The organism is Pseudomonas sp. Y3 TE3536, from assembly GCF_053629175.1.
On record NZ_JBRJHU010000001.1, the window covers coordinates 268,810 to 294,528 of the forward strand.

At 62.4% G+C, this 25,719-nt stretch carries 21 protein-coding genes, 7 tRNA genes and 1 pseudogene; 7 read left to right on the top strand and 22 right to left on the bottom strand.

Translation table 11 applies throughout. The features are described from left to right. Window positions 1–103: 103 nt before the first annotated feature. Both AB7M33_RS01190 and AB7M33_RS01195 read left to right on the top strand, forming a co-directional pair. Window positions 104–982, top strand: a complete 879-nt coding sequence (locus AB7M33_RS01190; protein ID WP_454242303.1) for a LysR family transcriptional regulator — start codon at window positions 104–106, stop codon at window positions 980–982. Between the two features lie 61 nt (window positions 983–1,043). Continuing rightward, window positions 1,044–4,340: a PAS domain S-box protein gene (locus AB7M33_RS01195; RefSeq protein ID WP_454242304.1), complete on the top strand. Its 3,297-nt coding sequence runs from the start codon at window positions 1,044–1,046 to the stop codon at window positions 4,338–4,340. Window positions 4,341–4,396: 56 nt separating this feature from the next. On the opposite strand, the gene AB7M33_RS01200 is transcribed toward AB7M33_RS01195, so the two are convergent. From AB7M33_RS01200 to gltX, 12 genes are all read right to left on the bottom strand, one after another. Further along, window positions 4,397–4,840: an Hsp20 family protein gene (locus AB7M33_RS01200; protein ID WP_027596735.1), complete on the bottom strand. Its 444-nt coding sequence runs from the start codon at window positions 4,838–4,840 to the stop codon at window positions 4,397–4,399. 262 nt (window positions 4,841–5,102) lie between these two features. Next, entirely contained in the window at window positions 5,103–6,074 is a 972-nt protein-coding gene (locus AB7M33_RS01205; RefSeq protein ID WP_274887376.1) for a tRNA dihydrouridine synthase, read from the bottom strand. A gap of 51 nt (window positions 6,075–6,125) precedes the next feature. Further along, window positions 6,126–6,560: an acyl-CoA thioesterase gene (locus AB7M33_RS01210; RefSeq protein ID WP_027596737.1), complete on the bottom strand. Its 435-nt coding sequence runs from the start codon at window positions 6,558–6,560 to the stop codon at window positions 6,126–6,128. Window positions 6,561–6,609: 49 nt separating this feature from the next. After that, complete coding sequence (locus tag AB7M33_RS01215; RefSeq protein ID WP_274887375.1) at window positions 6,610–7,443, bottom strand: alpha/beta hydrolase; 834 nt, start codon at window positions 7,441–7,443, stop codon at window positions 6,610–6,612. Window positions 7,444–7,468: 25 nt separating this feature from the next. Then, a complete protein-coding gene (locus tag AB7M33_RS01220; RefSeq protein ID WP_027596739.1) occupies window positions 7,469–8,008 on the bottom strand; it encodes a TetR/AcrR family transcriptional regulator in 540 nt (179 codons plus the stop codon). Window positions 8,009–8,173: 165 nt separating this feature from the next. Further along, window positions 8,174–8,249, bottom strand: a tRNA-Glu gene (locus AB7M33_RS01225). A 42-nt stretch (window positions 8,250–8,291) separates the two neighbouring features. Next, window positions 8,292–8,367, bottom strand: a tRNA-Ala gene (locus AB7M33_RS01230). Between the two features lie 65 nt (window positions 8,368–8,432). Next, window positions 8,433–8,508, bottom strand: a tRNA-Glu gene (locus AB7M33_RS01235). Between the two features lie 41 nt (window positions 8,509–8,549). Further along, a tRNA-Ala gene (locus AB7M33_RS01240) sits at window positions 8,550–8,625 on the bottom strand. A 53-nt stretch (window positions 8,626–8,678) separates the two neighbouring features. Continuing rightward, window positions 8,679–8,754 (bottom strand) — tRNA-Glu (locus tag AB7M33_RS01245). Window positions 8,755–8,826: 72 nt separating this feature from the next. Next, window positions 8,827–8,902 (bottom strand) — tRNA-Ala (locus AB7M33_RS01250). 280 nt (window positions 8,903–9,182) lie between these two features. Next, on the bottom strand, window positions 9,183–10,664 hold the full coding sequence (gene gltX / locus AB7M33_RS01255; protein WP_027596096.1) for a glutamate--tRNA ligase: 1,482 nt from the start codon (window positions 10,662–10,664) through the stop codon (window positions 9,183–9,185). A 143-nt stretch (window positions 10,665–10,807) separates the two neighbouring features. On the opposite strand from gltX, the gene AB7M33_RS01260 reads away from it, so the two are divergent. Further along, the gene (locus AB7M33_RS01260) at window positions 10,808–11,863 is read left to right on the top strand and encodes an HlyD family secretion protein (protein ID WP_186682014.1); all 1,056 of its coding nucleotides are present in this window, start codon (window positions 10,808–10,810) and stop codon (window positions 11,861–11,863) included. On the opposite strand, the gene AB7M33_RS01265 is transcribed toward AB7M33_RS01260, so the two are convergent. Continuing rightward, window positions 11,864–11,986 (bottom strand): hypothetical protein, encoded by a 123-nt coding sequence (locus AB7M33_RS01265; RefSeq protein WP_454244265.1) that lies wholly within the window; start codon window positions 11,984–11,986, stop codon window positions 11,864–11,866. Between AB7M33_RS01265 and AB7M33_RS01270 the strand changes: the two are divergent. After that, window positions 11,940–13,404, top strand: a pseudogene (locus AB7M33_RS01270) (MDR family MFS transporter). The gene AB7M33_RS01265 and the pseudogene AB7M33_RS01270 sit on opposite strands and share 47 nt — an antisense overlap. 348 nt (window positions 13,405–13,752) lie before the next feature. Here the strand turns inward: AB7M33_RS01270 and uvrB are convergent. Further along, window positions 13,753–15,768: an excinuclease ABC subunit UvrB gene (gene uvrB, locus AB7M33_RS01275; RefSeq protein ID WP_027596093.1), complete on the bottom strand. Its 2,016-nt coding sequence runs from the start codon at window positions 15,766–15,768 to the stop codon at window positions 13,753–13,755. A 287-nt stretch (window positions 15,769–16,055) separates the two neighbouring features. On the opposite strand from uvrB, the gene AB7M33_RS01280 reads away from it, so the two are divergent. Both AB7M33_RS01280 and AB7M33_RS01285 read left to right on the top strand, forming a co-directional pair. Beyond that, the gene (locus tag AB7M33_RS01280; protein WP_027596092.1) at window positions 16,056–17,252 is read left to right on the top strand and encodes an amino acid aminotransferase; all 1,197 of its coding nucleotides are present in this window, start codon (window positions 16,056–16,058) and stop codon (window positions 17,250–17,252) included. A 73-nt stretch (window positions 17,253–17,325) separates the two neighbouring features. Further along, window positions 17,326–17,401 (top strand) — tRNA-Asn (locus AB7M33_RS01285). Between the two features lie 305 nt (window positions 17,402–17,706). Here AB7M33_RS01285 and AB7M33_RS01290 read toward each other — a convergent pair. The 4 genes from AB7M33_RS01290 to AB7M33_RS01305 all read right to left on the bottom strand — a co-directional run bounded on the left by AB7M33_RS01290 (window position 17,707) and on the right by AB7M33_RS01305 (window position 20,650). Beyond that, a complete protein-coding gene (locus AB7M33_RS01290) occupies window positions 17,707–18,267 on the bottom strand; it encodes a DUF1285 domain-containing protein (RefSeq protein ID WP_265968202.1) in 561 nt (186 codons plus the stop codon). Window positions 18,268–18,277: 10 nt separating this feature from the next. Further along, window positions 18,278–18,883: a DUF4823 domain-containing protein gene (locus AB7M33_RS01295; protein ID WP_027596090.1), complete on the bottom strand. Its 606-nt coding sequence runs from the start codon at window positions 18,881–18,883 to the stop codon at window positions 18,278–18,280. A gap of 66 nt (window positions 18,884–18,949) precedes the next feature. Further along, window positions 18,950–19,918: a GTP 3',8-cyclase MoaA gene (locus AB7M33_RS01300; protein ID WP_454242305.1), complete on the bottom strand. Its 969-nt coding sequence runs from the start codon at window positions 19,916–19,918 to the stop codon at window positions 18,950–18,952. Between the two features lie 96 nt (window positions 19,919–20,014). Beyond that, window positions 20,015–20,650 (bottom strand): TetR/AcrR family transcriptional regulator, encoded by a 636-nt coding sequence (locus AB7M33_RS01305; RefSeq protein WP_027596088.1) that lies wholly within the window; start codon window positions 20,648–20,650, stop codon window positions 20,015–20,017. 72 nt (window positions 20,651–20,722) lie between these two features. Between AB7M33_RS01305 and AB7M33_RS01310 the strand changes: the two genes are divergently transcribed. Beyond that, complete coding sequence (locus AB7M33_RS01310; RefSeq protein ID WP_454242306.1) at window positions 20,723–21,856, top strand: aminotransferase class V-fold PLP-dependent enzyme; 1,134 nt, start codon at window positions 20,723–20,725, stop codon at window positions 21,854–21,856. A 222-nt stretch (window positions 21,857–22,078) separates the two neighbouring features. On the opposite strand, the gene AB7M33_RS01315 is transcribed toward AB7M33_RS01310, so the two are convergent. The 4 genes from AB7M33_RS01315 to mltG are packed head-to-tail and all read right to left on the bottom strand — an operon-like array spanning window position 22,079 to window position 25,719. Next, window positions 22,079–22,864, bottom strand: coding sequence for a TatD family hydrolase (locus AB7M33_RS01315; protein WP_027596086.1), 786 nt, complete (start codon window positions 22,862–22,864; stop codon window positions 22,079–22,081). 31 nt (window positions 22,865–22,895) lie between these two features. Further along, on the bottom strand, window positions 22,896–23,882 hold the full coding sequence (locus AB7M33_RS01320) for a DNA polymerase III subunit delta' (RefSeq protein ID WP_099453311.1): 987 nt from the start codon (window positions 23,880–23,882) through the stop codon (window positions 22,896–22,898). Continuing rightward, window positions 23,875–24,507, bottom strand: coding sequence for a dTMP kinase (tmk, locus tag AB7M33_RS01325; protein ID WP_099430108.1), 633 nt, complete (start codon window positions 24,505–24,507; stop codon window positions 23,875–23,877). The genes AB7M33_RS01320 and tmk overlap by 8 nt, the downstream gene beginning before the upstream one ends. 9 nt (window positions 24,508–24,516) lie before the next feature. Further along, window positions 24,517–25,719: an endolytic transglycosylase MltG gene (mltG, locus tag AB7M33_RS01330; protein WP_265968199.1), complete on the bottom strand. Its 1,203-nt coding sequence runs from the start codon at window positions 25,717–25,719 to the stop codon at window positions 24,517–24,519.

Consider the following 25,719-nt stretch of genomic DNA (forward strand, 5'->3'; position numbering starts at 1 on the left):
ATGCCAAAGACCCCTTGGCTTGTACGGACGATGCTATGGCGATAGATTGAATAACTCAAATTCATAATTTTTATGCTTTGCATAACCACCAGGAATCTGAAAGATGGATCTGGCCAACCTCAGCGCTTTTATCGCCATTGCCGAGACCGGCAGCTTCTCGGGGGCTGGCGAGCGCCTGCACCTGACCCAGCCCGCCATCAGCAAACGCATCGCCGGGCTTGAGCAACAACTGGACGTGCGCCTGTTCGACCGGCTAGGGCGTGAAGTGACCCTGACCGAGGCCGGGCGGGCGCTGTTACCACGGGCCTATCAGATTCTCAACGTGCTTGATGATACCCGACGCGCGCTGACCAATTTGACCGGGGAAGTGAGTGGTCGGTTGACCCTGGCCACCAGCCACCATATCGGCTTGCACCGCTTGCCCCCGCTTTTACGGGCCTTTACCCGGCAGTACCCTTCGGTGGCGTTGGATATTCAGTTCATGGACTCAGAAGCTGCCTACGACGAGATACTCCATGGCCGCGCTGAAATTGCCGTTATCACCCTGGCGCCAGAGCCCCACAACCTGATCAAGGCGATCCCGGTGTGGGACGACGCGCTGGACTTCGTGGCGGCCCCGGAACACCCGCTGGCCAACAACCACGCGGTCAGCCTGGCCGATGTCGCGCGCCACCCGGCGGTCTTCCCCGGTGGTAATACCTTTACCCACCACATTGTCCAGCGGCTGTTCGAAAGCCAGGGCCTGACGCCGAACATCGCCATGAGCACCAACTACCTGGAAACCATCAAGATGATGGTTTCCATCGGCCTGGCCTGGAGCGTGCTGCCGCGCACCATGCTCGATGATCAGGTTGCACCCATCGCTTTACCCGGCATACAGCTGTCGCGCCAGCTAGGCTACATTCTGCACACGGAGCGAACGCTATCGAATGCGGCGAGGGCCTTCATGGCCCTGCTCGACAGCCATGCAGGGTCCGCCTGACCGGTCGTCAGTACGGCATTTCCAACTCAAGGACGCGTCAAACGCCAAAGGTCTGGTACCAATGCCCAAATCAGCAAACCGCTTTCCGCGCCTGCCGCGCATTCCTGCGGCCGACCCACAGGAATCCGAACAGGCCTGGCAAAACGCCCCGCAACTGCTCGCCGCGCTCAACGGCGCCCGCCTGGGGGCCTGGCTGTGGGACATCGAAACCGGCCGGGTCAGCTGGTCACGCGGTACCCAGGCGCTGTTCGGTTTCGACCCGCTACGCCCGCTGCCCAACGACATCGACTACCTCGACCTGCTGCCCGAAGAAGACCGCGCACGCACCCGCCAGCTGTTCCAGGCAGTGGTCAACGGCGAACCCGTGGAGCAAGCCATGCGCCACCGCATCCGCTGGCCGGATGGCAGCCTGCACTGGCTGGAGATCAACGGCAGCCTGACCCACGACCGCCACGGCCGACCGCAGATGATCGGGGTCATCCGTGAGATAACCCGCCAGCGCGAGCGCGAAACGGCGCTGATCAACTCGGAAAAACGCTTTGCCACGCTGTTCCACCTGAGCCCCAATGCCATCCTTCTGACCCGCCGCCACGACGGCATGATCTTCGAGGTCAACCAGCATTTCGAAGACATGTTCGGCTGGCCAGGCAACCAAGTGATCGGCAAGACCAGCCTGGAGCTGGGCCTATGGGTGCACCCCGAGCAGCGCCCGCAACTGCTGGACGCTACCCGCGCCAGCGGTGGCCCACTGATCATGGAAGTGCAGTTCCGGGCCAGCAATGACAAGGTGCACGACGGCATCCTCTGCACCCAGGCCATCGAACTGGAGGGGGTGACGTTTTTGCTCAGCACCTTCGTCGACACTACCGAACGCAAGCGTGCCGAACAGGCCCTCAAGGACAGCCAGGAACGCCTCGACCTGGCCCTGGACTCAGCCCAGCTGGGCACCTGGGACTGGCACATCCCCAGCGGCATGCTCTACGGCTCGGCCCGTGCCGCGCAGCTGCACGGGCTGGACCCGATCCCCTTCCACGAATCGTTCGATGCCTTTTTCGAGGGCGTACCGGAGGAAGAGCGCAATGTCATGCGCCAGGCCTACCGCAGCCTGCGCGAAGGGCCTGCGGGCAATTACCAGATCACTTACCGCGTGCAGCTGGACAACGGCGCGTCACGCTATATCGAAAGCCGCGCACGGCTGTACCGGGACGACCAAGGCAACCCCTTGCGCATGGCCGGCACCCTGCTGGACATCACCGACCAGGTCGAGCGCGAGCAACGCCTCAGCGCCTCGGAAGAAAAATTCGCCAGCCTGTTCCAGGTCAGCCCTGACCCCATCTGCGTGACCCGCCAGGACACCGGCCAGTTCATCGAGATCAACCCGGCCTTTACCCAGACGTTCGGCTGGAGCGCCGACCAGGTGATCGGCCGCACGGCCGAGGAAATCGGCCTGTGGGCTGAGTCCATCGAACGTGCGCAGCGCATCGAGCGGGTGATCCGCGAACAGGCCTTGAGCAACGTGGCGGTGGTGGTCAACCACCGCAACGGCGCGCCCTTGACCTGCGTGATATCCAGCTGCCTGATCAGCGTCGATGACCAACCCTGCAGCGTCACCACCCTGCGCGACATTACCCAGCAGCAACGGGCCGAGGCGGCGCTGAAATCCAGCGAAGAGAAGTTCGCCAAGGCCTTCCACTCAAGCCCTGATGCCATCACCATCACCGAGCGCTACAGCGGCCGCTACCTGGAAATCAACGACGGTTTCTGCCGGCTCACCGGCTACAGCGCGGCAGAAGTGGTCGGGCGCAGCGTGTATGAACTGGGCATCTGGGCCGATGACAAGCAGCGCAGCGCGCTGCTCGCCGAGCTCAAAGAGCGTGGCCGGGTGCACCATCGGGAGATGCTCGGGCGCAACAAGCGCGGCGATATCCTCACCGTCGAAGTGTCGGTGGAACCGATCACCCTCAACGAGACCGACTGCCTGCTGCTGACCGCCCGCGATGTCAGCCAACTGAAAAATGCCCAGGCGCAGATCCGCCACCTGGCGTACCACGACCCGCTGACCAACCTGCCCAACCGCGCTCTGCTGATGGACCGCCTGAGCCAGCAGATCGCCCTGCTCAAGCGCCACAACCTGCGTGGCGCGCTGCTGTTCCTTGACCTCGACCACTTCAAGCACATCAACGATTCCTTGGGCCACCCGGTAGGCGATACGGTACTGAAGATCATCACCGCGCGCCTGGAGGCCAGCGTGCGCCTGGAAGACACCGTGGCGCGGCTGGGGGGCGATGAATTCGTGGTGCTGCTCAGCGGCCTGGAAGGCAGCCGCGAACAGGTCGAAAGCAAAGTGCACGAGCTGGCCGATACCCTGCGCGAACTGCTGGCCGAACCGATGTCGCTGGATGGCCAGCGCCTGCAGGTAACCCCCAGCATCGGCGTGGCGTTGATCCCCGACCACGGCACCACCCCCGCCGACCTGCTCAAGCGTGCCGATATCGCCCTGTACCGGGCCAAGGATTCCGGGCGCAATACCACCCAGTTGTTCCACACCACCATGCAAAAGGCTGCCAGCGAGCGCCTGCGCATGGAAAACGACCTGCGCCTGGCGCTCGCACGGGGTGAGCTGGCCTTGCACTTCCAGCCGCAGGTGGATGCCCGCGACAACCGTATCGTCGGTGCCGAAGTGCTGCTGCGCTGGCACCACCCGCAGCTCGGCCAGCAGCCACCGGCACAGTTCATTCAGGTATTGGAAGAAAGCGGCCTGATTCTGGAAGTAGGCAGCTGGATCCTCGACGAAGCCTGCGACGCCTGCGCGCGCATGCTCACGGACGGGTTGATCGATGCCGATGATTTCAGCCTGTGCGTGAACATCAGCCCGCGGCAGTTCCGTCAGAACGATTTCGTCGGGCGGGTGCTGCGCAGCCTGGACGACTACCGCTTGCCACGGCGGATGCTGAAACTGGAAATCACCGAAGGCATCGTCATCCAGAACCTGGAAGACACCATCAGCAAGATGCGCGAACTGAAGCGCTACGGGGTGAGTTTTGCCATGGACGACTTCGGCACGGGCTATTCGTCACTGACCTACCTCAAGCGCTTGCCGGTGGATGCACTGAAGATCGACCAGACCTTCGTGCGCGACGCACCGATAGACCCTAACGACGCGGAGATCGTTCGCGCCATCGTCGCCATGGCCCACAGCCTGGACCTGGCGGTAATTGCCGAAGGGGTGGAGCTGACCGAGCAACTGGAGTTTCTGGAGAAACTGGGCTGCCATTTGTATCAAGGGTATCTGCACAGCCGGCCGCTGCCGTTGCAGGAATTCCGGCAGATGCTGCTGGAAGCGCCTGCGGATTACTGACTGCCCGCACGCAAAAAAGGGCACCCGAAGGTGCCCTTTTTGTCACAGCCTTACACTCAGTTCAGCGCTGGCTTGTCGCCATTGATCGGGATGCGTTTGGCCTTGGCTTCTTCAGGCACGATGCGCAGCAGATCGATGCTGAGCAAACCATTGGCCAGGCCCGCAGCCTTGACCTCGATGTGGTCGGCTAGGCGGAACGACAGCTTGAAGGCGCGCTGGGCGATGCCCTGATGCAGGTAGGTCACTTCTGCGGCGCTGTTGTCGCGCTTGCCACCGGAGACGGTCAGGACACCTTTTTCGACTTGCAGGTCGAGGTCCTGCTCCTGGAAACCGGCTGCGGCAACCACGATGCGGTAGTGGTCTTCGCCATGTTTTTCCACGTTGTAGGGCGGGTAGCTGCTACCGGCCTCGTTACGTGCCGCGGATTCGAACAGGTCGTTGAAACGGTCGAAGCCAACGGAATGACGGAACAGTGGAGCGAGAGAGAAAGCGGTGGTCATGGTCATAAACTCCTGAGATTCAGCAAGTAAGTCACTGCGCGACCCGAGTTCGGCATCGCGTACTCAAAAGATAAGGTCGGTGAAATGGCTTTCAAGAGGGACCACGAAAATTTTTTTGAGCGGGTTTGCGTTCCAACACAACCGGTGTAGGAGCAGCCTTGTGCTGCGAAGGGGCCAGTGCCCACAGCGAGAAATCACTGGGGTCACGGGCCTCTTCGCAGCACAAGGCTGCTCCTACCGTGAATTGGGTAATTCCCCGTGATCAGGCAACACACGCCTCGAATGCCTGCACCTCAACCCCCAACAACCGGCTGATCCGCGCGCAATCATCTTCGCGACGCAATTCGGCAAACAGCACGACCGCCTCCGGGTAGCTGCGGGTCAGCATCGCCAGCCATTGCTTCATCCGCCCCGGCGCATAGCGCGGCGACAGCTTGGCCTGGGCCTGGCGCCAGAACTCGCGCAGCAGCGGTAGCAGGTCGTCCCAGCTCATCGGCTGGTAGTCGCGCCCCTCGCGGGCAGCGGCAATCTGTACGCCCAGGTCGGGCCGCGACACCAGCCCACGCCCCAACATGATGTGTTCGGCACCACTGACCTCACGGCAGCGGCGCCAGTCGTCCACGGTCCAGATTTCGCCATTGGCGAACACCGGCACCTTGACCACATCCTGCACCCGCGCCACCCACTCCCAGTGAGCGGGCGGCTTGTAGCCCTCGACCTTGGTGCGGGCGTGCACCACCAGATGCGCCGAACCGCCTTCGGCCAGGGCCGTGGCGCAGTCCAGCGCGCCATCGGGGCTGTCGAAGCCCAGGCGCATCTTCGCCGTCACCGGGATATGCGCCGGCACCGCACGGCGCACTTCGCGGACGATGGCGTGCAGCAGTTCTGGCTCTTTGAGCAGCACCGCGCCGCCGCGCGACTTGTTCACGGTCTTGGCTGGGCAACCGAAGTTCAGGTCGATTACCGGTGCGCCCAGCTCACAGGCCAGCGCTGCGTTCTCGGCCAGGCAGACCGGGTCGGAGCCCAGCAGTTGCACACGCATCGGCACCCCGGCCGCGGTCCGCGCGCCTTGGCGCAATTCAGGCGCCAGCTTGTCGAACGAGGATGGCGGCAGCAGGCGGTCGCACACGCGGATGAACTCGGTGACGCACCAATCGATGCCACCCACTCGGGTCAGGACGTCGCGCAGGATGTTGTCGACCAGCCCCTCCATGGGGGCCAGGGCAATTTGCATGTGTGGGTCTCGGCGGGAAAAGGCGGCAGTCTAACAAAAAACCACAGCCCTTCAGGCACCGATCAGCGCTTGGCCGTACCCCTCGATGAACGCTGCAGGCATGCGCTTGGGCTTGCCGCTGGACAATTCGATACAGGCGAAGGTGGTCTGCGCCCGCAACAGGGTCACGCCATCACGCGGGCGCTTGAGCTGGAAGCGGCGGGTCATGCGCAGGCGCTGGTCCCAGTCGATGATCCAGGTCGCCAGTTGCAGTTCGTCGTCTTCGTAGCCGGCCGCCAGGTAGTCGATTTCGTGGCGCACCACCGCCATGGCCCGGTCCAGGCGGCGGTACTCGGCGAGGTCCAGGCCAAGGCGCTGAGAGTGGCGCCAGGCGCAGCGTTCGAGCCACGTGACATAGGTGGCATTGTTGGCGTGGCCGAGGCCGTCGATGTCCTCGCTGCCGACACGCAGGTCGATGATGAAGGGTGTTGCCAAGTCCCAGCTCATGCACGCTCCTAATAACAAAAACACAACTGAAAGCCAGTGTAACGGATGCTCAGGCCGTTTGCCGGGCCGGCGCGCTGGCCCGTGCAAGCAATTCGAGCACCGCCTCGCCCAGGCGCGGGTCGGCCAGCACCCGCTGGTGCCCGCCCTCCTCCAGCAGCAGCAAGCGGCTGTCGAACCAGGCCTTGTGAATGATATGGGCCTCATCGGCAGCCACCAGGCCATCGTCAGCCGCATGTACCACCAAGCCTGGCAGTTCCAGCTGGTAACCACTGACATCCAGGCGCGTGATCTGCATCCCCACATCCCGCTCCACCTGGCGTATGAATGCGGCCCGTGCGCGCGCCGGCAACCCCAGGCGATGCGCGAAGCCGCGCAACACGCCGAGCAACCGGGCGGGTGCAGCGATGCTCACTGCCGCCTCCGCGCGCAGCCCCATCTGCAACGCCAGCAACACACTGGCCCCACCCATGGAGTGGCCTATCACCGCGCGCAACGGCGGCAGCTCGGCAGCCGCTTCCAGCAGTGCGCGGGCGAACAACACCACGTGAGCTTGATGGCCTGGAGAGCGACCATGTGCCGGCCCCTCCAACGACACCACTGTATGCCCGGCCTGGACCAGGGCCTCGATCAACGCGGCAAACTGGGTGGGGCGCCCTTCCCAACCGTGCATCAGCAATACGGTCGGCCCCTTGCCCCAACGCAACGCCGACAGCCCGAAGCGCAGGGTGATACGCTCGGCCTTGGCCAGCAGCGGCAACTCCCACGCTTTTGGGGGCAATGTACGTGGGGTCATGAATGCGCGGCGCATCTTGCCGGCCACATGCTCAGGGGCCAGGTGGCCCAGGGTGCCATTGACGCCACGAATCCAGCTCAGGGTAGTCATCGCCTTGCTCCAGCATTGTGGTTATTCAGATCACCGCCGACTTGGCGGCACGCAATACACGGTCAGAAAGCTCGCCAGTGCCCAAGGCGCGCGCCAGGGCCAGGCCACCGACCATCAGCGCCAGGTCGGCCAGTGCTTTGTCGATGTCTTCGGGGCGGTCGACCATTTTCGCGGTCATCAGCTCGATGTGCTCGGCCAGCACCTCGCGGAACACCTCTGGCAGGCGCTGCATTTCGCCCAGGGCGTTGGGCAGCGGGCAGGCATGCACTTGCGCGTCGCGGTGCTTGCGCGAAAGGTAGAACGCCGTCACCAACGCCCGGCGCGCCTCGCCATCCAAGCTGGGGTCGACCTGCGCCAGCAAGTCCCGACGTTCGCCCAATAACTGGCGAAACGCCTCCAGCATGAGTTCGTCCTTGCTCTCGAAATGGGCATAGAACCCCCCTACCGTCAGGCCTGCAGCCCCCATGACCTGGCTGACGCTCGGCTCAGCCGGCCCGTGCTGGATCAAGGCGCTGCGCGCAGCTTCGAGAATCCGCTCGCGGGTTTTGCTCTTTTTGTCGTTCATGGCCACCTCGAATATGATGCTTGTAATATTATAAGCATCATATTTTTTGGCAAGCGAAATTAGCGATCACCTGTCGGTGCCCGAAAAAATGGGAAAGGGAGAAAAACAAAAGGCCCATTCAATAAGCGAATGAGCCTTTAAAGTCCCGCAAAACGCGGGTAAACATGGCGTCCCCTAGGGGACTCGAACCCCTGTTACCGCCGTGAAAGGGCGGTGTCCTAGGCCACTAGACGAAGGGGACGTAACCTTCGTGCCGGTTCGTTTTCACAAACCGCGGCAAAATTGGTGGAGCTAAGCGGGATCGAACCGCTGACCTCCTGCATGCCATGCAGGCGCTCTCCCAGCTGAGCTATAGCCCCGAAAACAAAAGGCTCATCCAATAGACGAATGAGCCTCTTTAAGCCCCGAAAAACGCGGGTAAAAGTGGCGTCCCCTAGGGGACTCGAACCCCTGTTACCGCCGTGAAAGGGCGGTGTCCTAGGCCACTAGACGAAGGGGACGTAACCTTCGTGCCGGTCCGTTTTCACGTACCGCGGCAAATTGGTGGAGCTAAGCGGGATCGAACCGCTGACCTCCTGCATGCCATGCAGGCGCTCTCCCAGCTGAGCTATAGCCCCAGATTTTTAGCCTCGCGGCCCAGCGACATCGTGAAACATCGCTTGTGTAAAACTGGCGTCCCCTAGGGGACTCGAACCCCTGTTACCGCCGTGAAAGGGCGGTGTCCTAGGCCACTAGACGAAGGGGACGAACCTTCTTACCTTCAAGACCCGGTTGCTGGACCCGGTCTTGCTTATCAGCCGTGGCTGCTAAGCGGAATTTGGTGGAGCTAAGCGGGATCGAACCGCTGACCTCCTGCATGCCATGCAGGCGCTCTCCCAGCTGAGCTATAGCCCCACTATGTCGCTCTGAGCAGAATCGCTGGCTGGGTGCCTGGCGTTTCGTTTCGCTCATCGCTGTGGACGGGGCGCATATTAAGATCGGATTGCACGGCTGTCAAACGAATTTTTGAAAATATTCAAAAGTTTTTTCACAGATAACAATCACTTACCGCCCTGCCCCTTGCAGGAGCAGCCTTGTGCTGCGAAGAGGCCGGTGCACACTAGCTACATTGCTGGCGTCTGTACCGACGTCTTCGCAGCACAAGGCTGCGCCTACATCACTACGGGCTGCTGTGTCAGGCGATGTTCGCCAGCAGCTTTTCCCACTCTTTGTTTTCTTTTTTCGACACACCACCCAGCAAGTCCAGAGCCTGGCGCAAGCGGTAGCGGGTCAGGTCCGGGCCGAGGATTTCCATGGCATCGAGCACCGACACCGAGCTGGCCTGGCCAGTAATGGCGGCGAACATCAGCGGCATGGCGTCACGCAGTTTCAGCTCCAGCGATTCGACCACGGCCTGGATGCAACCGGTGATGCGGTCTTTTTCCCACTGGCGCAGGCTTTCGAGCTTCCACAGGATCAACTGGATGACCTGGCGCACCTGATCAGCCGACAGCTTCTTGCTCTCGAACAGCTTGGCATCGAGCTTCAGCGCGCCCTCGAAGAAGAAGCCACCCAGCGGCGCAACCTGGCTGAAGGTCTCGACCCGGCCTTGAACATGCGGGGCGATCTTCATCATGTAGTCGCTGTTGAACGCCCATTTCTGCAAGCGCGCGGCGAACTGTTCGACCGGCAGCTCGCGCAGCCACTGGCCATTGAGCCAGGACAGTTTTTCGATGTCGAAAATCGGCCCGCCCAGGGAGATGCGCGACAGGTCGAAGTGCTCGACCATTTCGGCCAGGGAGAACTTCTCGCGCTCGTCCGGCATCGACCAGCCCATGCGGCCGAGGTAGTTGAGCATCGCCTCGGGCATGAAGCCCATGCGCTCGTAGAAGGTGACCGAGGTCGGGTTCTTGCGCTTGGACAGCTTGGACTTGTCCGGGTTACGCAGCAGCGGCATGTAGCACAGCTTGGGCTGCTCCCAGCCGAAGTACTCGTAAAGCTTGATCAGCTTGGGCGCCGACGGCAGCCACTCTTCACCCCGCAGGACGTGAGTGATGCCCATCAGGTGGTCGTCGACCACGTTGGCCAGGAAGTAGGTCGGCAGGCCGTCGTTCTTCATCAGCACCTGCATGTCCATGCGGTCCCATGGGATTTCGACGTCGCCGCGCAGCATGTCCGGCACCACGCAGATGCCTTCGCTCGGCACCTTCATGCGGATCACGTGGGGCTCGCCGGCGTCCAGGCGGCGCTGCACTTCTTCAGCGCTCAGCAACAGGGCACGGCCGTCGTAACGCGGGGTCTCGCCACGGGCCATTTGCTCGGCGCGCATCTGCTCCAGCTCTTCAGCGGTGCAGAAGCAGTAGAACGCATGGCCGGCATCGACGAGTTGCTTGGCGTATTTGGCGTAGATCTCGCCACGCTCGCTCTGCCGGTAAGGGCCGTGCGGGCCACCGACGTCCGGGCCTTCGTTCCACTCGATGCCAAGCCAGCGCAAGGCGTCGAAGATTTGCTGTTCCGACTCGCGGGTGGAGCGCAGCTGGTCGGTATCTTCGATGCGCAGGATGAACTCACCGCCGTGCTGCTTGGCAAAGCAGTAGTTGAACAGGGCGATGTAGGCGGTGCCGACATGGGGGTCGCCCGTGGGCGATGGCGCGATACGCGTGCGTACGGTGGTCATGGAAGGTCTCGAACGAAAGATGAAACAAAGGCGGGATGTTAGCAGGGAGCAGGCACCCGGCTCCAGCAATGGCGCGAACGACACTTGTCGAATTGCCGTCCGTCGCTGTTAAATTTGTTTACATTTCTGGAACCATAGTCCTCATGCCTGCTCAACTCAAACGCCGCCTGCTGATCTTCTTTGTCGTGGTTGCGGCCATCGCCCTCGCCTTTCTGGCCCACTGGTACTTCAAAGGGCGCTTTTACGAAAGCACCGACAACGCTTACGTCCAGGGCGAAATCACCCGTATTTCCAGCCAACTTGGCGCCCGTATCGAAGATGTACGGGTGCAGGACAACCAGCACGTGGTCAAAGGCGAACTGCTGGTACGCCTGGAAGCCGCCGATTTCCAACTCGCCGTCGAGCGCGCCCGAGCCGCCCTGGCAACCCGTGAAGCGGAACACGTGCAAGCTGAAAGCCGCCTGACGCAACAAGGCAGCTTGATCGCTGCGGGCCAGGCCCAGGTCGCCGCCAACCAGGCCACGCTCAACCGCTCACGCCTGGACCTCAACCGCGCAGAAGCCCTGCGTAAGCCTGGCTTCGTGTCCGAGGAGCGGGTGACTACCCTTTCGGCGGAGAGCCATGTCGCCAGCTCCCAAGTCGACAAGGCCCGCGCTGACCTGCAAAGCCAGCGCCAGCAGGTCAATGCCCTGACTGCCGAGCTCAAACGCCTCGATGCGCAGATCGCCAATGCCCGTGCCGACCTTGCCCAGGCCGAATTGAACCTGACCCGCTGCGAGATCCGTGCCCCGATCAGCGGCACCATCGGCCAACGCAACGCACGCAACGGTCAGGTGGTACAGGCTGGCGCCTATCTGCTGTCAATCGTGCCCGACGAAGACATCTGGGTGCAGGCCAACTTCAAGGAAACCCAGATTGGCCACATGCAACCAGGGCAGCGCGCCGAATTGCTGTTCGACAGCTACCCAGACACCCCCATCGAAGCCCGGGTCAACAGCCTGTTCGCAGCTTCCGGCGCCCAGTTCAGCCTGCTGCCACCGGACAACGCCACCGGTAACTTCACCAAGGTGGTGCAGCGCATCCCGGTGAAGCTGACCTTCAGCGCCGACAACCCGCTGCATGGCCGCATCCGCCCCGGCATGTCGGTCACCGCCACTGTCGATATCCGCACCGAGGATGAAGGCCGCAATGGCCGGTGATCAGTTGCTCCGGCCCACTGCCGAGCCCACCCGGCGCGACTGGATTGCGGTGATGAGCGTGATGCTCGGCGCCTTCATGGCCGTGCTCGACATCCAGATCACCAACTCGTCGCTGAAGGACATCCAGGGCGCGCTTTCCGCGACCCTGGAAGAAGGCTCGTGGATCTCCACCTCCTACCTGGTGGCGGAAATCATCATGATCCCGCTGACCGCCTGGCTGGTGCAGTTGCTGTCCGCCCGGCGCCTGGCGGTGTGGGTTTCGGCCGGCTTTTTGCTGTCGTCCCTGCTCTGCTCCATGGCCTGGAACCTGGAGAGCATGATCATGTTTCCGTGCCCTGCAGGGCTTTACCGGTGGCGCGCTGATCCCCCTGGCCTTCACCCTGACCCTGATCAAGCTACCCGAGCACCACCGCGCCAAGGGCATGGCTATGTTCGCCATGACGGCCACCTTCGCGCCCTCGATCGGCCCGACCCTGGGTGGGTGGCTGACCGAGAACTGGGGCTGGGAGTACATCTTCTACATCAACATCCCGCCAGGCTTGGTGATGATCGCTGGGCTGCTGTACGGACTGGAGAAAAAAGAGGCGCATTGGGAGCTGCTGAAGAGCACCGACTATGCCGGCATCGTCACGCTCGGCCTGGGGCTGGGCTGCCTGCAGGTCTTTCTCGAGGAAGGCCATCGCAAGGATTGGCTGGAATCGAACCTGATCGTCAGCCTGGGCACCGTCGCCCTGATCAGCCTGATTACCTTTGTCATCCTGCAGTTTTCCAAGCCGCACCCTTTGATCAACCTGCGCATCCTCGGCAACCGCAACTTTGGGCTGTCGAGTATTGCCAGCCTGGGCATGGGGGTCGGGCTGTATGGCTCAATCTATTTGTTGCCGCTTTACCTGGCGCAGATCCAGGGCTACAACGCCCTGCAGATCGGCGAGGTAATCATGTGGATGGGGGTACCGCAGCTGTTTCTGATTCCGCTGGTGCCGCAGCTGATGAAAGTGGTCTCGCCGAAAATACTGTGCGCTTTAGGCTTCTGCCTGTTCGGGGCCGCCAGCTTTGGCTCGGGGGTACTTAACCCGGACTTTGCGGGGCCGCAGTTCAACCACATCCAGATCATTCGGGCACTGGGGCAACCGATGATCATGGTGACCATTTCGTTGATTGCCACGGCCTATATCCAGCAACAAGATGCCGGGTCGGCATCAAGCCTGTTCAACATCCTGCGCAATCTGGGTGGGGCGATTGGCATTGCCTTGCTGGCCACCTTGCTGGATGCGCGGACCAAGGTGTACTTCGACTACCTGCGCGAATCGGTGGTGCCCAGCAACCCACAGGTGGCAGAGCGCTTGGCGCAACTGGCGGAGCGACTGGGCAGTGAGACAGCGGCGCTTGGCAAGCTGAGTGAGATCACCCATCAGCAGGCGCAGATCATGGCGTACAACGATGCCTTCCACTTTGTCGGCATCGGCTTGGCGGTGAGCATGGTGGCGGTGCTGTTGACGCGCAAGCTGCCGGAGGGGTTGAAGGCTGGGGAGGCTCATTGAGCTGATGTGTTTGTTGCCTGTGCCGGCCTCTTCGCGGGGCAAGCCCGCTCCCACAGATACCTCACTTTTCACAAGGGCAGTGAGGTACCTGTGGGAGCATGGTGGCGGTGCTGTTGACGCGCAAGCTGCCGGAGGGGTTGAAAGCTGGGGAGGCTCATTGAGCTGATTTGTTTGTTGCCTGTGCCGGCCTCTTCGCGGGGCAAGCCCGCTCCCACAAATGCCCACTGACTTTGAGAGCTGCGTTCATCCTGAGACAAGCCCGCACAGATACCTCACTTTTCACAAGGGCAGTGAGGTACCTGTGGGAGCGGGCTTGCCCCGCGAAGAGGCCTAACCGGGAGCAAAGGATCAGCTGGTGATCAGCCGCTCCCGCAACTGGGTAATCTCGTCGCGCATTTGCGCTGCCGCCTCGAACTCCAGGTCCCGGGCGAACTGCATCATCTTCTCTTCCAGCTGCTTGATACGCTTGGTGATCTCGCCCGGCGTGCGCAACTCGGCTTCGTAGCGGGCGCTCTCCTCCGCGGCCTTGGCCATACCCTTGCGCTTCTTGCTGCGCGAGCCAGGTACGGTAGCGCCTTCCATGATGTCGGTGATGTCCTTGACCACGCCCTTGGGCACGATACCGTTGGCCAGGTTGAAGGCAATCTGCTTCTCCCGGCGCCGCTCGGTCTCGTCGATGGCCCGCTGCATGGAGCCGGTCATCTGGTCGGCGTACAGGATGGCGCGACCATTGAGGTTACGCGCGGCCCGGCCAATGGTCTGGATCAGTGACCGCTCGGAACGCAGGAAGCCTTCCTTGTCGGCATCGAGAATCGCCACCAGCGACACCTCCGGCATGTCCAACCCCTCACGCAGCAGGTTGATGCCCACCAGCACATCGAAGGTGCCCAAGCGCAGGTCGCGGATGATTTCCACCCGTTCGACCGTGTCGATGTCCGAGTGCAGGTAACGCACCCGCACGTCGTGGTCGGCCAGGTAATCACTGAGGTCCTCGGCCATGCGCTTGGTCAGCGTGGTCGCCAGCACCCGCTCACCCGCATCGACACGCTTGCGGATCTCCGACAGCAGGTCGTCGACCTGGGTCAACGCCGGGCGTATCTCCACTTGCGGGTCGACCAGGCCGGTAGGCCGCACCACCTGCTCGACCACGCGGCCAGCATGTTCGGCCTCGTAGGGACCGGGGGTTGCCGAAACGAAAATGGTCTGCGGGCTGACCGACTCCCATTCATCGAAGCGCATGGGCCGGTTATCCAGCGCCGAAGGCAGGCGGAAGCCGTATTCCACCAAGGTTTCCTTGCGCGAGCGGTCGCCCTTGTACATGGCGCCAACCTGGGGGACGCTGACGTGCGACTCGTCGATCACCAGCAGCGCATCCGCGGGCAGGTAGTCGTAAAGGGTGGGTGGCGGCGCGCCGGAGGGGCGCCCGGACAGATAGCGCGAGTAGTTTTCGATACCGTTGCAGTAACCCAGCTCCAGGATCATCTCCAGGTCGAAACGGGTGCGCTGCTCCAGCCGCTGCGCCTCCACCAGCTTGTTGCCCTTATGCAGGTATTCGAGCCGGTCCTTGAGCTCTTCCTTGATGCCTTCGACGGCGTCGAGCAGCGTCTCGCGCGGGGTCACGTAGTGGCTCTTGGGGTAGAACGTGAAGCGCGGCAGCTTGCGGAAGACCTCCCCCGTGAGCGGGTCGAAGGCAGCGATGTTTTCCACTTCATCATCGAACAGCTCGATGCGGATGGCTTCAAGGTCGGATTCGGCCGGGAACACGTCGATCACGTCGCCGCGCACGCGGAAGGTGGCGCGGGCGAAATCCATCTCGTTGCGGGTGTACTGCAAGTCAGCCAGGCGGCGCAGCAAGGCGCGCTGGTCGAGTTTGTCGCCGCGGTCCACGTGCAGGACCATCTTCAGGTAGGTCTCGGGGCTGCCCAAGCCATAGATGCACGACACGGTGGTGACGATGATCGCGTCTCGCCGCTCCAGCAAGGCCTTGGTCGCCGACAGGCGCATCTGCTCGATGTGGTCGTTGATCGACGCATCTTTCTCGATGAAGGTATCGGACGACGGCACATAGGCTTCGGGCTGGTAGTAGTCGTAGTAGGAAACGAAATACTCGACCGCGTTGTTCGGGAAGAACGCCTTGAACTCGCCATACAGCTGCGCCGCCAGGGTCTTGTTCGGCGCCAGCACCAGGGTCGGGCGCTGCACCTGCTGGATGACGTTGGCGATGCTGAAGGTTTTGCCCGAGCCGGTCACGCCGAGCAGCGTCTGGTGCGAAAGCCCCGCCTCGATGCCTTCGACCATCTGGCGAATGGCTTCGGGCTGATCGCCGGCCGGCTGGAAACGGGTGACGAGCTGGAACTCGGACATGAGGGACCTCGCGGTGTCGCAGCAACTGTAAATTTAGCCAGTAGTCTATACCCAAATGCGCTCGCTCGGGGCCGGTTTCAAGCCCCAGGTGCGAACGCTTATTGCTGTGGACACGGCAATAAGACCAATGGTCAAAAAATATTTGCGTAAATGGCTGGAAAAGCTGCGCCAGAGTGTCGCAGTGACCGGTCGGTATCACTATACTGACTCCCCGTTTGTGCACCGCTTCAGTGCATTCGGCTGGAGCGTGTACGTCCTATCACTCTCCAATCAGAGCCAAGGTAACAATGAGCCTGTTTTCCGCTGTCGAGCTGGCACCCCGCGACCCTATTCTGGGCCTCAACGAAGCATTCAACGCCGATCCACGTACTGACAAGGTCAACCTGGGCGTGGGCGTCTACTGCAATGAGGAAGGCCGCATTCCGCTGCTGCGCGCCGTGATCGAAGCCGAGACCCAGCGTGCTGCCCAGCATGCCTCGCGCGGCTACTTGCCGATCGACGGTATCGCGACTTACGACCAGGCCGTGCAAAAACTGCTGTTCGGCGCCGAGTCGCCGCTGCTGGCCGCTGGCCGTGTCGTCACCGTGCAAGCCGTTGGCGGCACCGGTGCGCTGAAGATTGGCGCCGACTTCCTCAAGCGCCTGTCGCCCAATGCCGTGGTTGCCATCAGCGACCCAAGCTGGGAAAACCACCGCGCCCTGTTCGAGACCGCAGGCTTCCCGGTACAGAACTACCGCTATTACGACGCACCGAGCAACGACGTCAACCGCGCCGGCATGCTCGAAGACCTGAACAGCCTGCCGTCCGGCTCGATCGTCGTCCTGCACGCCTGCTGCCACAACCCGACCGGCGTCGACCTCACCCTGGACGACTGGAAAAACGTCCTGGAAGTGGTCAAGGCCAAAGGCCATGTGCCATTCCTCGACATGGCCTACCAGGGCTTCGGTGACGGCATCGCTGAAGACGCCTTCGCCGTGCGCCTGTTCGCCGAGTCGGGCCTGGACTTCTTTGTTTCCAGCTCGTTCTCCAAGTCGTTCTCGCTGTATGGCGAGCGCGTCGGCGCCCTGTCGATCGTGACCGGTTCCAAGGACGAAAGCACCCGCGTGCTGTCCCAGGTCAAGCGCGTGATCCGCACCACCTACTCCAACCCGCCGACCCATGGCGCGACCATCGTCGCCACCGTGCTCAACAACGATGAGCTGCGTCAGATGTGGGAAGCGGAGCTGGGCGAAATGCGCCAGCGCATCCACGGCATGCGCAAACAGATGGTCGAGCTGCTGGCCACCTACGGTGCTCAGCGCGACTTCAGCTTCGTTGGCCGCCAAGTGGGCATGTTCTCCTACTCCGGCCTGACCGTGGAGCAAGTAGCACGCCTGAAGAACGAGTTCGGCATCTACGCGCTGGACACTGGCCGCATCGCGGTTGCCGCACTGAATCAAAGCAACATCCACGTGGTCACCAAGGCTATCGTCGAAGTGCTGTAACTGCTTGATTCGGTTCTGATTTACCAGGGGGAAGCTTGACTTCCCTTTGGTGATCAGTAAGATATGCCCAGATTCCGCGATAGCTCAGTCGGTAGAGCAAATGACTGTTAATCATTGGGTCCCTGGTTCGAGTCCAGGTCGCGGAGCCAAACACTGAAAAGCCCCCGGGTGCGCAAGCAACCGGGGGCTTTTTCGTTGTATGGCTGGAATGTTGCGGCGCCTGGCAGACCGAGCGCCGCCCGCGCGACGCTTCGCAGCACAAGGCTGCTCCTACATCGGCTACGGGCCAGTTATTCCTGGAGACTTGGCGCATGCGGTCGCGCGCAAATGCCACAGGCGAGACTGGCCCGAAACGGATGTGGAGCAGCCTTGTGCTGCGAAGCGTCGCGCGGGCGGCGCTCGGTCTTATTGACACCGCCATACTCAAGGCATGCGCATGCCAGCCACACAGGTCTCAGCCGGTACGCCCGATCGGATAGAACTCGCCTCGGCTCCATACCCCAAGCCACTCTTCACCGTCGATAATGCGCGGCACCGCCAGCTCGACCAGTTGGTAGAACACATTGCGATGAATCAGCGCCTCAAGGTTGCTGCGCATCAGTACGTAGGGAGATGGCTCTTGCGTGACAGGATCGAGCTCGACCCGCAATGGGTTATCCGGCCCCGCCTCGACCTGGTCGTCGACATTGCTGGTGAAGCGCAACACTTGTTGCTCGCCCTCGCCCTGCACCTCCAGAGTAACCGCGACAAAGGGCGCATCGTCGACACGGATACCGACCTTCTCCACCGGGGTTATCAGAAAGTAGTCATCGCCGTCGCGGCGGATGATCGTGGAAAACAACCGCACCATCGGCTTGCGCCCGATCGGCGTGCCCAGGTAATACCAGGTACCGTCACGGGCGATGCGCATGTCGATGTCGCCGCAGAAGTCCGGGTTCCACAGGTGCACGGGCGGCAAACCCTTCGCCTTGGGGATTTGCGCCAGAAGGTCATTGGCCTTGCCGGAATCGCTCATCACGCTTGCCTCATTCGCTCATGCCCAGAAGGCTCCGAGCGTACTCGCGCATCGGCGCGGCAAGCAAATCTTCCGGCGTATTGTCGTGGAACGTCAACAAACCGCCACGGCTTTTGATGCGTGCGGTGTCGATCAAGTAGCGGGTATTGGTTTCGATCAGCATCATCTGCACCACCCCAGTGTCCCAGCCGAGGCGGTCGACAGCCTGCTCGTCATACCATTCGTCGCCGTTGCCGATGCGGTCATCGGTACGTGCGAAACGGGTGTACAGCACGTAGTCCGCGCCCACCGAGCGGGCCTGGGCGATCGCGTCCTCCAAGCCGAGCGGGCCTTGGGCGCGGCGTACCAGGGGGAAATACTCGACGAAGCTCTTGAAGGCCTGATCGGCAACCACATTCTGGTGCGGTACTGGCCCTTTACCGGGCGGCACAAAGGCACCCTGGCCAATGAAGATGAACGAGTCGGGCTGCAGGCGGATCGACAGGGTCCTGCGGGTATCGCTGTGGTCGAGCAGACCGGCGTCGCTCATGTGGTAACGGACGCCTTCGCCCATATCGCTGACATTCATGCAGCCGCCCAACGCCATCAGCGCCAGCAGCAAGACCAGGCTACGCATCTTTCCTCCAGTGGCCGGCGACGAAAAACCGGCGAATAGCCGGCGGATGCAGCTTTTGCGCCAGACTCAACCGCCGATCACCTTCATCACCGTAACACCCCCGGAAAACGCCACATCCTGCTTGTCTGCCAGGGCTTTGACCAGCAGCCGCTGCAAGGCAGGAAGCGCTTGATGACGCGGCTTTTCCAGCAGATCGCCGACAAAGTGGCGGTTGCTCGACGACAGGCAGCCATGCAGCCAACCCGTCGATGACAAACGTAGCCGTGAGCAACCGCGGCAAAACGGCACGCTCTCGTTGGCAATTACGCCAAAATGGCCTTTACCCGGGATCTGGTAACGCAGGGCCGTAGCATCCACCGGCACATCGACCTGCTCGAAGGCATGATTGGCACCAATCAGCCCGAGCAGCTGGTCGAGGCCCACGAACTGCTGCAAAAATGCGTTGCGATCACTGGCCAGGTGGCCCATGCGCATGAGCTCGATGAAGCGCAGCTCAAAACCCCGCTCGAGGCAGTAATCCAGCAGCGGCAACACCTGGTCGAGGTTTTGCCCACGCATCGGCACCATGTTCACTTTGATGCGCATGCCCTGCTCGCTGGCGCGCTGCATGCCTGCCAGCACACTGGCCAGGTCGCCACCGCGGGCGATGCGGCGAAACGCCAGCGGGTCGAGGGTATCGAGGGAAACATTCAAGCGGCGGATGCCGGCGGCATGAAGCGCTGGCAGCTTGCGCGCGAGCAACTGGCCATTGGTGGTCAGCGAGATATCGTCGAGGGGGAGTTTGGCAATGGCAGCCAGAAAGCCATCCAGCCGGGGGCTGACCAGCGGCTCGCCACCAGTAATGCGTAAACGCTCGATACCTGCGGCCTCGATGAGGTAAGCAACGCCCCGCGCCAGGGCTTGCGCCGACAGCTCGTCCTGCGCCGCCACCAGGCGTTTGCCAGTGGGCACGCAGTAAGTGCACGCGTAGTTACAGGCAGCCGTCAGGCTGACACGCAGGTTGCGAAAACGCCTGCCTTGACGATCGACGATCATGGATGACTCCAGCATGGATGAAGCGGGGCTGGCAAAACCTGACTCATAAATCAGGTTTTTGCAAGCACCTTGTTCATGCTGGAGCCACCGGACCGGTCAGTGGGTGGGTTCCGGGTCGCGTTTGCGCTTGTTGCCCATGCGTACGCCGATGTCCATGAGGAACTGGAAGAAACCTTCCTGATCTTCAAGCACATTGCTCCAGAACGGCGAGTGGTACAGCGCCACGGCGCCATGCACCAACGCCCAGGCCGCGCAGTAGTGGAAGTACGGCGGTACGTCTTCGAGCTTGCCTTCGCTGATACGGCCCTTGATCAACTGGGTGAGGCGATCGAAGTTGGAGGCGCGGATGCTATGCAACTGCTCGACCATCTCCGGCACCTGATTACCCTTGACCACCTTTTCTTCCAGGCGGTCGAACAGGCGATAGCGCTGCGGGTCGCGCATGCGGAACTCGAAGTAGGCGCGCGACAGGGCTTCCTTGTCACGGTCGACGTCGGCCGAATGCAACAGCTCGTTCAAATCACGCTCGTAGTCGAGCATCAGGCGCAGGTAGATCTCCGCCTTGGACTTGAAGTGCTTGTAGATCGTGCCTTTGCCGATACCTACCGCGTCAGCGATCATCTCGACGGTGACACTGTCTTCACCCTGTTCGAGAAACAGCTTGAGCGCGGTATCGAGGATTTCCTGTTCGCGACGGCGAAACTCACGGACCTTACGAGGTTCTTTCTGCATAGGAAGGACTGGATGACAATCGAAGCGGTTTATTATGCCTAACTTGCGGGAAATTGCACGGATCATCCAACCATGTCTATGTTTCACGATGAGTTCGACCATGCCCCCGGGCTGCGCTACCTGAACCACGCCGCCATCGCCCCCTGGCCACGGCGGGCTGCCGAGGCAGTGGCCCGCTTCGCCCGCGACAACGTTTGCCTCGGTGCCTGCGAGTACCCATCCTGGCTGGCCACCGAGCGACGCCTGCGCGCGCGGCTGGCGCGGCTTATTCATGCGCCCTCGCCTGGCGATATCGCCCTGCTGAAGAACACCTCCGAAGGGCTGTCGCTGGTCGCCTTTGGGCTGGACTGGGCAGCGGGCGAACAGGTGGTGATCAGCGACGAGGAGTTCCCTTCCAACCGCGTGGTGTGGGAGGCGTTGGCCGACCGTGGCGTGCAGGTGATCGAGGCCAACCTGGCCGGCCCAGACCCCGAAGCCACCTTGCTGACGGCCTGCGGCCCGCGCACCCGGTTATTGGCGGTCAGCGCGGTGCAGTTCGGCAGCGGCCTGCGCCTGGACCTGGCGCGCCTGGGCGAAGGTTGCCGGGCGCGTAATGTACTGTTCTGCATCGATGCCATTCAGCAGGTCGGCGCCCTGCCCTTCGACGTACAACGCTTTCAGTGTGATTTTGCCGTGGCCGATGGCCATAAGTGGATGCTCGGCCCTGAGGGGCTGGGGATGTTCTATTGCCGCGCCGCGCTACGCCCGCAACTTGAACTCAATGCCTATGGCTGGCACATGCTGGAACACCTGGGCGACTTCGACCGACGCCAATGGCAGCCCGCACACAGCGCGCGGCGTTTCGAGTGTGGCAGCCCGAACATGCTCGGCGCCCATGCGCTGGAGGCAAGCCTTTCACTGCTGGAGGAGGTCGGTATCGGCACGGTCGCGCAGCAATTGCAGCAGCGCGTGGCCCAGTTGTACGAAGGCTTGGCATCAGTGCCCGGTATTGTGCTGCACACCCCGGCTGACCCAGACCGACGAGCGGGCATCGTCACATTCAGTATCAAAGGGCAGGCCAGCGTGGACATCCACAAGGCCTTGATGGCCGAGCGCACAATTTGCGCTTTGCGCGGCGGCGGTGTGCGATTTTCACCGCATTTCTATACCAGTGAGCAGCTGATCGACGAAACTGTTCAGCAGGTGCGGCGCCTGGCCATGCACTGAGAGTGCAACGGAACGCGGGCGTATTCCAAATCTGTTTAAAAAACGACCAACAGCCACTGGCACTGCGCCAAACCTGACCAATACTTGAAGTGTTGGCGCGGCGCATCCCCCCCAAGTGGCGCGCCGATAAAGGTGCTCAGGGACCGCGTACCTTTGTTTTACTCCTAATGGTCTTAACCCGGATTCCCTCCCCCAGAACCCGGGTTTTTTTTGCCTGTCGCGCTACCCGGCCACGCGAGCCAGCGGGAACAACCGCTTGAAGTTGGCGGTGGTCTGCTCCGCCAACTGCTCATAACTGGCCCCTCGCAACGAGGCGACGTATTCGGCCACCTCACGCACATACTGCGGCAGGTTAGGCTTGCCCCGGTGCGGAATCGGTGCCAGGTACGGCGAATCGGTCTCCACCAGCAGGCGGTCGACAGGCACCTGGCGCGCCACCTCACGCAAGGCATCGGCATTGCGGAAGGTGACGATGCCCGACAACGAGATGTAGTAGCCCAGGTCCAGCGCCGCCTTGGCCATGTCCCAGTCTTCGGTGAAGCAGTGCAGCACACCGGCCTGGGGCAGGTTCGCCTCGCGCAGCAGCGCCAGGGTGTCGGCCCGTGCAGCACGGGTATGCACGATCACCGGCTTGCCGGTCTGGCGCGAGGCCTCCAGGTGCAGGCGAAACGATGCCTGCTGCAACTCGGCGGCTTCCGGCTCGTAGTGGTAGTCCAGGCCGGTTTCACCGATCGCCACCACATGCGGATGCGCCAACTCACGCAACAGCCACTCCAACGCCGGGGTTTCGCCCGGTGCCAGGTCGAGCGGGTGCACCCCCACCGAACAATCGACATCGGCGTACTGCTCACTCAGCGCTTTGACCGCACCAGCGTTCTCGGCGCTGACGCCAATGCACAGGAAGTGCCCCACCCCGCGCTCACGCGCGGCTTGCAGGGCGGCATCGAGGGAGCCCTGGTGGGCGCTCAGATCAAGACGGTCAAGGTGGCAATGGGAATCTACGAGCATGGGATAACGGCACACATGAAAAAAGGGAAAGTCAGCGGGCGCCTGGCAACTGCTGCCAGTGCGCCAGCAGCGCTTCGAGCAGCAGGGCGCGGTTCAGGTTAGCCTTGCCCAGCACCTTCTGGCGCTGTTCCAGGATCCACGCCTGCACCTGAAGCACGTTGGCCTGGCGGCTCTTTTGCGCCAGGTACTGCACAACCTTGCGCATATCGGCCAAGCCTAACCCTTCTTCGTCCTGGGTCAACTGATAGCGCAGGATCAGGTGCGACCAGTCGCAGAACCAGTCGAACAACAGCAACAACGGCACGCCATTCCAAGCCTCTGCCAACTGACTGGGCGATTGCTGCTGCTTGAGCAGTTTCTTCACCCCGTCGGTGACCAGCGCACGCTGCTCGCGCACGCCCTGCGCCTGCAAGCTCACCGCCATCAATGGCGAACCAGCGGCCAGGGTCAACAACTCATCGCGCTCGGCTTCATCGCTGTCGGCCAGCGCATGGGCCAGCCAGGCTTGGCTCTGGGCCAGGCTGGGCTGCGGGCAAGCGACCTGCTGGCAACGGCTCTTGATGGTCGGCAACAGGCGGCTGGGCTGGTGCGTGACCAACAGCAGAACGGTGTCGCCAGAGGGCTCTTCAAGGCTTTTGAGCAGGGCGTTGGAAGCGTTGATGTTCATTGCCTCGACCGGCTCGATCAACACGACTTTGCGCCCACCCAACTGCGCAGTCTGCACCACGAAAGCCACCAACTCGCGCACCTGGTCGACCTTGATCGGTTTGTCAGCCTCTTCTGGCTCCAGTACGTAGTTGTCCGGGTGGCTACCGGCCTTGAGCAGCAAGCATGACTTGCAGCTACCACAGGCATCCAGGCCCTGCGGCTGCTGACACAGCAGGCGCGCCATCAGCCGCTCGGCCAGGGCCCGCTTGCCGATGCCTTGCGGCCCATGCAGCAAATAGGCGTGGGCGTGCTGGCTGCGACCGGCCAGCTGCTGCCAGATGGCCTGCTGCCAGGGGTAGGCTTCAGCCACGGCAACGCTCCAGAATACCCGGCAGCAGCGCATCGATGGCGCGCTGCACGGCCTCCAGCGGTTGCGCGGCGTCCAGCAGGCTGTAGCGCTGCGGCTCACGATGGGCACGCTGCAGGTAGGCCTGGCGCACGGCCTCGAAGAACGCCTGGCCTTCCTGCTCGAAACGGTCCAGGCGGCCACGCGCAGCGGCGCGGGCGAGGCCGACTTCTACGGGCAGGTCGAATACGAGTGTCAGGTCAGGGCGCAGGTCGCCCTGGACGAATTGCTCCAAGGTGGCGATACGCTCGACGGATAACCCGCGACCACCACCCTGATAGGCGTAGGTGGCATCGGTAAACCGGTCACATAACACCACGGCGCCGCGGGCCAGCGCAGGACGGATCACCTGCGCCAGGTGCTGGGCGCGCGCGGCGAACACCAGCAACAGCTCGGTATCGGCCGCCATGGTTTCATCGCTGGGTGCCAGCAACAGTTCACGCACCTTCTCGGCCAGCGGCGTACCGCCCGGCTCGCGGGTCAGCAACACATCCAGACCTTGCTCGCGCAGGCGCGCCGCCAGGTATTCACGGTTGGTGCTTTTGCCCGCGCCTTCGGGGCCTTCCAGAGTAATAAACAAGCCGCTCACAGGCAGTCCTTAATGTTGTTCGTCAGGCGTCGGCGCAGTGGCCGGTGCATCGACGGGGGCAGGGTCGCTGGCCGGGGCGGCATCCTGCGCGGGCGCCTCAACGGGCTCAGGCTGCGCAGTCGGCTGGTCCGCTTTGGGCGTCTCGGGCTCCACGGCCTCCCCCGCTCCCGGCTGGGCCTGCGGAGCCGGGCTGGAGCGGTAATCCGCCCGCCGCTTGAGCTGGAACTCGCGCACCGCCGAGTTGTGATCGTCCAGGTCGTCGGAGAACACGTGGCTGCCATCGCCGCGAGCGACGAAATACAAGCTGGTGCCATCGGACGGATTGAGCGCAGCGTGAATCGCCTCACGGCCGACCATGGCGATAGGCGTCGGCGGCAGGCCGGTAATGGTGTAGGTGTTATAGGGCGTTGGCTCACGCAGGTCGGCACGGGTGATTCTGCCGTTGTAGCGCTCGCCCATGCCATAGATCACTGTCGGGTCGGTCTGCAGCATCATGCCCAGGCGCAAGCGCCGCACGAACACGCCGGCAATCTGCCCACGCTCTTGCGGGATGCCGGTTTCCTTCTCCACCAGCGAGGCCATGATCAGCGCCTGGTAGGGGTCGCGATAAGGCAGGTCGGTGGTGCGTTCCGACCACTCTTTGGCCAGCACTTCGTCCAGGCGCATGTAGGCTTGCTGCAACAATTCGATGTCGCTCATGCCACGCACGAAGCGATAGGTGTCCGGGAAGAAGCGGCCTTCAGGGAACACCCCGGTGTGGCCAAGCTTGTCCATGACCTCGGCGTCGGTCAGGCCGTCCAGCGTGTGCTTGAGCTTTTCGTGCTTGGCGATCGCCGAGCGTACCTGGCGGAAGGTCCAGCCTTCGACCAGGGTCAGGTTGTACTGCACGACATCGCCGCGGCGCCACGCATCGAACAACTGCTCGACCGTCATGCCCGGGGTCAGGCGGTACTCACCGGTGTGCAGGGGCGTACCGGCCATGTTGAAGCGCCAGTAAAGCCGCAGCCAGAAGGCGTCATCGAGCAACCCCTCGTTCTGCATGCGGTAGAACATGCGGTTGGGGTTGGTGCCATTGGGCACATCGAGCAGGCGCTCCTGCGTCACGTGCAAGGGCTGCTCCAGTACAGAGTTGACCTTCCAGGCCGACCAGCCGAATGCCAGGCCAGCCAGGATCAACCCCATTTCCAGCAGCAGCAGGAATTTGCGTCTCAC